4 protein-coding genes are annotated in these 6,227 nt (G+C 73.3%); all 4 read right to left on the bottom strand.

Going from position 1 to position 6,227, the window contains the following annotated elements; translation table 11 throughout:
- On the bottom strand, positions 1-2,454 hold a 2,454-nt coding region (locus GUY60_RS32460; protein ID WP_161704419.1), incomplete at its 3' end, for an ABC transporter permease.
- Between the two features lie 70 nt (positions 2,455-2,524).
- Positions 2,525-3,310, bottom strand: coding sequence for an ABC transporter ATP-binding protein (locus GUY60_RS32455; RefSeq protein ID WP_161704417.1), 786 nt, complete (start codon positions 3,308-3,310; stop codon positions 2,525-2,527).
- 311 nt (positions 3,311-3,621) lie between these two features.
- On the bottom strand, positions 3,622-4,329 hold the full coding sequence (locus GUY60_RS32450; protein WP_161704415.1) for a response regulator: 708 nt from the start codon (positions 4,327-4,329) through the stop codon (positions 3,622-3,624).
- Positions 4,326-6,143, bottom strand: a complete 1,818-nt coding sequence (locus GUY60_RS32445) for a sensor histidine kinase (RefSeq protein WP_161704413.1) — start codon at positions 6,141-6,143, stop codon at positions 4,326-4,328. The genes GUY60_RS32450 and GUY60_RS32445 overlap by 4 nt, the downstream gene beginning before the upstream one ends.
- Positions 6,144-6,227: the final 84 nt, after the last annotated feature.

Raw genomic sequence — 6,227 nt, 5'->3', positions numbered from 1 at the left:
GGTGTACGTGGGGAGGCTGGCGGCGGGGAGGGCGCCGGCTGACCAGGCGAGGAAGATGCCGGTGCCGATGCCGAGGGTCGCGCCGAAGAGGGAGATGACGACCGACTCCAGGCGGACCATGCGGCGGATGCCCCTGCGGTCCAGGCCGATCGCGCGGAGCATGCCGATCTCCCGGGTGCGTTCGAAGACCGACATCGCGAGGGTGTTGATCACGCCGAGGACCGCGATGACGACGGCCATGCCGAGCAGCCCGTACATCAGGTTGAGCATCAACGTCAGCTCGCCGGACTCCTCCTGGGTGATCTGCTGCTTGTCCTGGACCTTCAGGAGCGGGCTGTTGCCGAGGGCGTCGCGGATGTCGCGGTCGAGGGTCCTGGAGCTGTCGGGGGCGGCCTTCACGAGGATGCTGTCGTACTGGCCGGCTGTGGCGTACGGGGTTACGTCCCGCAGGTCGCCGATGACGCCGGTGACGACGCGGTTCTCCGCGTACACGCCGACCACCGTGTACCGCTTCCGCGGCCCCGGCTCTCCGGATTCCAGGTCGAACGCGGCCTGCACGGTGTCGCCGGTCCTGAGGCCCGTCCGGGCTGCGTACGCGTCGGAGATGGCGAGTTTTCCGGGGCCGAGTGCGGTCGCCGAGCCGCTGGTGAAGTCGAGGTCCGCGACCTTGTCGAGTTGTTTCGGGTCGACGCCGGAGGCCAGCGCGAACTCGCCGTCCACCGTCAGCCCCGCCGAGGCGATCCCCGTCGCACCGGCGACGCCCGGTACGTCAGCGACCTTGTCCGCGAGCTTCGGGTCGAGGCCCAGATACGCGGAGTTGGCGACGCGGTAGTCCGCGGTGAGGCCCTGCACCGCCTCCTGCCGGGCGGCACGGTCGACGGAGACGCCCGTGACGGTCAGGCCGGTGATCAGGGTGAGGCCGATCATCAGGGCCGACGCGGTGGCGGCGGTACGGCGCGGGTTGCGCAGCGCGTTCTCCTGGGCGAGCTTGCCGCTGACGCCGAAGCAGCGCGTGGTGACCTTGCCCGCGAGCAGCACCAGCGGCCGGGAGAGCAGCGGGGCAAGGACGATCATGCCGGTCATGGTGAGGAACGAACCGGCCATGGCCAGCATCAGGTCGCTGGCCGCGCCGTCCGTGCCGTCGTTCAGAGTCGACACGTACAGCATGGTGAGCACGCCCGCGCCGGTGAGCAGCGCGCCGATCGTGTTCCGTACGCGCAGGCTCCGTACCGGAGTTGGGGCTTCCACGCTGTTCAGGGCCTCCACCGGGGCGATCTTCGCGGCCCTGCGGGACGGCAGCCAGGCGGCGAGCACCGTGACGAGGACGCCGACGGCGAGCGACGCGATCAGCGCGGCGGGCGAGACGACCAGCGGGCCTTCGGGCAGGCCCGCGCCGCTCGCGTTGAGCAGCGGACGGAGCCCGGCGGCGATGCCGAGGCCGAGGGCGAAACCGGCGGCGGACGCGCCGAGTCCGAGGAGCCCGGCCTCGATCAGGACGGAGCGGACGACCTGCCGGCGGGAGGCGCCCACGGCGCGCAGCAGGGCGAGTTCGCGGCTGCGCTGGGCGATCAGCATGGTGAAGGTGTTGGCGATGATGAACACGCCCACGAACAGGGAGATCCCGGCGAAGACAAGCAGCAGCTTCGTCAGCGCCTCGGTGCTCTCGGCGGTCTGCCGGGCCTGCTCGGCGGCGAGTTCGGCGCCGCTGGTCGCGGTCGCGCCCTCCTTCGGCAGCAGCGCGCGGACCTGCTCGGCCAGGGCGTACTGGTCGGTGCCGGGCGCGGCGGCCACGGAGACCTCGTCGAACCGGCCGGGCGCGAGGAACAGGTCCTGCGCGGTCCTCGTGTCGAAGAGGGCCAGGGTGCCGCCCGCGATGACCCGGGGATCCTCGGTACGGACGATGCCGACGAGCTTCTTGGTGAGGGCGGGCCCGGTCGTGGCGAACCGTACGGTGTCACCGATCCGGTACCCGGCCTTCGCCGCGGTCGTCACGTCGAGCGCCAACTCGCCCTTCCCGTGCGGGGCTCGGCCGGACATCAGCGGGTGCCGGGCGTCCTTGCCGTCGGCGCCCGGCACGTAGTCGGCCGCCAGGTTCTGCCAGCTGCTCGCCGCGTTGACGGGCTGGCCGTCCTTCGCGGCGAGCGTCGCGGTGCCGTTGACGGCGGGCCGCACGGACGTGACACCGGGCAGTTCCCGTACGCGGTCCACGAGGCGCCGGTCGAGCACACTGGACGGCTCGGCGGCACCGACCGCCGCACCGGGCACGGTGTCGGCCTGCACCGACACCGCCACGTCCTTGAGGCTCTTGGTGGAGGCGGCACGGAACGCTCCCGCGACGGTGTCGCCGAAGACGAGCGTGCCGGAGACGAAGGCGACGCCGAGCATCACCGCGAGCGCGGTCATGATCAGTCGGGCTTTGTGCGCGAGGACGTTGCGCAGGGCTGTTCGCAGCATGGAGGCGGTCCAGGGTTCCGGAGGGGTGTACGGGCGCGGGTGGCTCAACTGGCCACGACAGCAGGGCAGTTCAGCTTGTGCGGCCCGTCGCGTCGAAGAGGCGCATCCGGTCCAGGACGCGTTCCGCCGTCGGGGCGAGCAGCTCGTCGGTGAGGCGGCCGTCGGCGAGGAACACCACCCGGTCGGCGTGCGCGGCGGCCACCGGGTCGTGCGTGACCATGACGACGGTCTGGCCCAACTCCCGTACGGACTCCCGCAGGAAGCCCAGGATCTCGGCGCCCGCGCGGGAGTCGAGGTTGCCGGTCGGCTCGTCCGCGAAGACGATCTCCGGCCGGGAGGCGAGGGCGCGGGCCACGGCGACGCGCTGCTGCTGGCCGCCGGAGAGCTGGCTCGGCCGGTGGTCGAGGCGCCCGGCCAGGCCGACCGTACGGACGACGGCGCTGACCCACGCCTGGTCGGGGCGGCGGCCCGCGATGGCCATGGGCAGCGTGATGTTCTCGTACGCGGTGAGGGTGGGCAGCAGGTTGAACGCCTGGAAGACGAAGCCGATCTTGTCCCGGCGGAGGCGGGTGAGCCTGCGGTCGTCGAGGCCGGCGAGTTCGGTGTCGCCGATCCGCGCCGAGCCCGACGAGACGGAGTCCAGGCCCGCCATGCAGTGCATCAGCGTCGACTTGCCGGAACCGGACGGGCCCATGATCGCGGTGAAGTGGCCGCGCCCGAACTCCACCGAGACCGAGTCGAGGGCCACGACCCGGGTCTCCCCGCTGCCGTACACCTTGCTCAGTCCGGTGGCGCGGGCCGCGGCGGCGCTCGCCGGGGCGTGGATCGGGGCGGGCGCGGCGGCGGCCTGGGACATGGCTGTTCTCCTGAGGCTTGGGGAGCGGAGATGGCTACGGATCCGGATATGGATGTGCATACGGATACGGAGCCGCGCCGGGCGGGCGGCTCCGTATCCATGCTCGGCGCGTGGGAACGCCGATCCGTAGGCCTCAGGGCGTGAATGCGCGGCCTGCCGAAGGTCGGGCGGCCGCGGGTGGGGTGGTCCTCGGGGTGGACGGGAGGTCTGCCTTGTGGCAGAGGCGTCCGTTGGGTGTTTACGTCAACAAGCTTGCGCCGTCGCCGAGTCGGTGCGTGAGCGGTTCAGGACACCAGGCCCGCCTGGTGTGGTCAGTGGACCAGGCCCGCCTGGTGTGCGAGGACCGCCGCCTGGACGCGGCTGCCGCAGCCCGTCTTCTCCAGGATGGACCCCACGTGCGTCTTCACCGTGCCCACGCCGATGCCGAGGCGGCGCCCGATCTCCAGGTTGGCCAGGCCCTGGCCGAGCATGAGGAGTACCTCGCGCTCCCGGTCGGTGAGCCGGGCGAGGCGCGCGGTCCGGTCGGCGGTGGCGGGCGGGGCGCCGCCCTGCAGCATCCGCCGGATGACGGTGCCGGTCACGCCGGGCGAGAGGACCGCGTCGCCGGAGGCCGCGGCGTGCACCGCGTTGATGAGTTCCTGCGGGCCCTCGTCCTTGAGCAGGAAGCCGGTGGCGCCGGCGTGCAGGGCGCGGGTGACGTTCTCCTCGTCGCCGAACGTGGTGAGCATGACGACGCGCGGCGCCGGGTCGAGGGCGAGCAGCGGCCCGATCGCGGCGAGCCCGTCGAGGACCGGCATCCGTACGTCCACCAGGGCGACATCCGGGTGGAGTTCGGCGGCGAGCTCCACGGCGGCCGCCCCGTTCGCGGCCTCCCCGACGACGTCGATGCCGTCGGCGTGCCGCAGGATCAGGCGTACGCCGTGCCGGATCATCTCCTCGTCGTCGGCGAGGAGTACGCGGACGGGGCGGTCAGTCCGGTCGGGGCGGTTGCTGCGGTTGCTGCCCAAGGGCTCGGTCATGGCTGCTGCTGCTCCTGGGGTTCGGTGGGCGTGGGCGAGGTAGAGGGTGAAGACGTAGCGGATGAAGGTGCGGGCGACGGCGACGGCGACGGCGTGTCCGTCGGCTCGGTGACCAGCGGCACCGTGAAGTGGTCGATCGCGGTCAGGGTGTCGCCGGTGAAGCAGTAGCGGACGAGCCGCATCTCGCCGCGTTCGCGGTGCTCCGGCTCGTTCGTCGAGAACGGGTACATGCAGCTGGTCGCGGCCTTCGGGCGGGCCGGTTCGCGGCCGAGCGCGGCGGCCCGCGCCTCGTCGCTGTCCAGGGCCGAGACGCGCACCACCTCGTCGCGGTGCATGCCCACGCGCGGCGGGTCCGGGTTCTCGTAGTCCGGGCCCGGCTGCGCCTGCTCGACGAGGACCATCCCGAACAGCATCATCACGCCGACGCCCGCGAGCCCGAGCAGGGCGGTGGCGGTGTCGGCGAACTGCCGCTGGAACCCCGACAGGGCGCGCGGGGACGGCACTTGGGGCGCGCGCTCGTCCGGCACGGACCCGGCGGGTGCCGTGCCGGTGGCCGCCGCCGGCTCCGCGGCAGTCCCGGGCTCCGTGGCCGCCTCCGGCTCCGAAGGCAGCTCCGCCGTCACCGCGAACCCGCCGGCCGGGGTCGGCCCCGCGTCAAGCGTGCCGCCGAGCAGCGCGACACGTTCGCGCAGGCCGGTGAGGCCGCGCCCGGTGCCGATCCGTTCCGGGGCCGGGGCGGACGTGGGCGGTACGCCGTTGCGCACCGTGACCGTGACCCGCCGCTCGTCGTGCGTGACGCGGACGGCGACCCGGGCCCCGGCCGCGTACCGGTGCACGTTGGTCAGCGACTCGCGGACGACGCGGTGCACGGCGCGGCGCAGCGGGGCCTCGCGGCCGTCCAGGTCGGGGCCCTCCCAGTCGAGGTCGACGTGCACGCCGCCGCCGCGGGACTCGGTGACCAGGGCCTCGATGTCGGCGTGCGTACCGGTGGCGTCGGTGAGCGCGTCGGTGCCGGTGTCGCGGCCCAACGGGCCGAGTACGCCCAGGACTTCACGTAGTTCCCGCATCGCGTCCTGGGTGGCGCCGCGTACAAGGGCCGCCTCGTCCCGCAGCTCGGGTGCCTGCTGCCGCAGGGCCATCTCCAGGCCGCCCGCGTGCAGCGAGATCAGGCTGAGGCGGTGCCCGAGCAGGTCGTGCATCTCGGCGGCGATCCGGGACCGTTCATGGATCCGGGACGCGCCCTCGGCCTGCCGTTCGGCCTCCTCGGCGGCGGCGGTGCGCTCCCGCAGCGCGAGCAGCAGCCGGTCCTGCTGCCCGGCGGCGGCGCCCACAAGACCGGGTACGAGCACGGTGGTCGCGGCGAGCACCGCGCCGAGCGCCAGGCCGAAGGCGTACGGGCCGAAGTCGGTGTACGGCGTGAACGCCCCGCAGCCGACGGTGGCGAGGGCGCTGCCCACGAGGAGCAGCACGGTGCGCCGCCGGGCCACCGCGATCTGCCGGGTCGCGGTGTACGCGGCGACGGCGGTGAGCAGACCGGTGGCGGGCACCAGGCCCATGACGGCGGCGAGCCCGAGCGTCGCGGTGACGGGGAACCGCCGCCGCACCACGACCAGGCCGAGCGCGGTGAACCCGAGCAGCGTCTGCAGATCGCCGGACAGGCCGTCACCGAGCCCGCTCACAGCCTGGTACGTGAGGATCACCAGGAACCCCGCGCACCCCGCCTCGACGACGGCCCGCCACAGCTTGCGGCCGCTCTCACCCGGGCCGGCGAAAGGGCTGTGCCGGGGGGACAGCAGGGCGATGAGGGAGGGCATACGTTCCAGTATCGGGCGTGCCCGTGGGCGTCGGCGTGCGCCTTCGGGGGGAGGGGCTATGCCTTTTGGCAGAGGCTTCCTCTC

This window comes from Streptomyces boluensis (genome assembly GCF_009908195.1).
Taxonomy (GTDB): domain Bacteria; phylum Actinomycetota; class Actinomycetes; order Streptomycetales; family Streptomycetaceae; genus Streptomyces; species Streptomyces boluensis.
Note: the sequence above shows the minus strand (reverse complement) of the source record. Positions and strands in the feature narration are given on the sequence as shown.

Excerpts from the sequence above, each read along its gene's own strand:
- GUY60_RS32455 (WP_161704417.1), bottom strand. The coding sequence starts at position 3,310 with ATGTCCCAGGCCGCCGCCGCGCCCGCCCCGATCCACGCCCCGGCGAGC.
- GUY60_RS32450 (WP_161704415.1), bottom strand. The coding sequence starts at position 4,329 with ATGACCGAGCCCTTGGGCAGCAACCGCAGCAACCGCCCCGACCGGACT.
- GUY60_RS32445 (WP_161704413.1), bottom strand. The coding sequence starts at position 6,143 with ATGCCCTCCCTCATCGCCCTGCTGTCCCCCCGGCACAGCCCTTTCGCC.